Here is a 1,450-nt window from a genome sequence, read left to right on the forward strand (position 1 = left end):
GAAGTACATCGGCTCCGCTGGTGCCATAGAGCGTATCGTCGGTTGGGGGTGGGGTCGTGGTGCTGGTGTTGTGTCGCAGGAAAAAGTCTTGCATCGCCGGAGTGTTCCCAAGCGAGGTTTCGCCGTTCTGAGAGGACCATTTATAAGCCATGTCAAAGGCAGGATTGGGTACCAGCCTTTCCCAGTGGTCCATCATAGTCTGCATCTGGGACGTCGTGGGCATGACATATGACCCGCCCGTATTGGTCGTCCAGCCGCCGCCGCCAAACGCCTGATAGACGGGAACGATCGCGCTCTGCGGGATGCCTGCTTCCAACGCCGCAGCCACAGCTCTATCAATGTAGTTGAAGTCCACCGCAGTCGTGCGCACCGGATAAGGATTTATTCCGTAGTAATCGATCCCTGTGTTGGCAGGATTGTAGGTATTGGAATAGTTCGAATCTGTGTACGACCCCATGTCCATCAGGGTGATGAACGTCTTGGCGCCTGGAAAATGGGAATGGATCCAGTCGGATTCCGCCTTCAGATTGGCAGCGCTCACTTGGGTATGATATCTGCCGGTGGGATCCGGCTCGTCAGTCAGAAAAAATCCAAAAACCTTCGGATTATTGAGGAGAGGCGTTACCTTGTCGATAAACGACTGGGTTACACCATTGCTCTCGCCGAGCCAGATCAAGGCTTTCGAGCCATCCGGCAACGCGTTGACCGATGACGCATATTGAAGATCAACCAGATTGAAGCCATAGGCCTTGGCCTGGGCAGCTGAGGCGCCCCAGGTGTAGTGCATCGTGGCCATGCGAATATCCCCTCGTGTGATTCTGTAGCGCCCCGATCCCTGCCTACGCGACGGTCCATATTAGCGCCAAATCAATTAGCGACACGCTGTTGATAGAATCGTTGATCTTGGATGGATCACCAATTTTCATGCGATTTGACTGCAGGGACTTGCGCGAAACTTGATGATGGCAATGTTGGATATATAGTCAGTCAGTTGGGATTGCCTGGTTTCCCGAACGCTTCTAGAGCCGCTCTCTCGTGTGAGGAAGGCGTCGATGAAGGCCGCACCGAACCGCAGGCGCTTGGTGTTCGGCTGATATTGTCGCCATGTCGTTTGTACGACTAAGGATCGTTGATTGCGCTCGCCCTCCGAAGGCAGAGGTCGCACGTTCGACTCCTGTCGGGTGCGCCAAGTGGCGCCGGGGTCCATTCTGGACACATAGGTTACGGTTTATACTGCTGCGAGTGGCTCTGGGCCAGATATCGGACGAGGAAGCAAGGAAGGCTTTTGTGGGCTTTGCCCGGATCACCCGCCTGCTGGATGACAATGTGGCAGGGCCGATAGATGGTGAAAAGATGGACAGCATCTACACGCCGAGGCGATATGCTGTGCCGGAGTCGGACGCGAGCGGTTATCTGGCGGTGAGCCGCGTCTCAAGAGTGGTACTCAACC

The 1,450-nt window shown here is 55.2% G+C and carries 1 pseudogene; it reads right to left on the bottom strand.

The annotated features are described in order from the left end of the window. Window positions 1–796: pseudogene (locus EOA85_RS35160) on the bottom strand (calcium-binding protein); the annotation flags it as partial. Window positions 797–1,450 lie beyond the last annotated feature (654 nt).

The sequence above is a fragment of the Mesorhizobium sp. M5C.F.Ca.IN.020.29.1.1 genome, from assembly GCF_003997375.1.
In the GTDB taxonomy this organism is placed as follows: domain Bacteria; phylum Pseudomonadota; class Alphaproteobacteria; order Rhizobiales; family Rhizobiaceae; genus Mesorhizobium; species Mesorhizobium wenxiniae.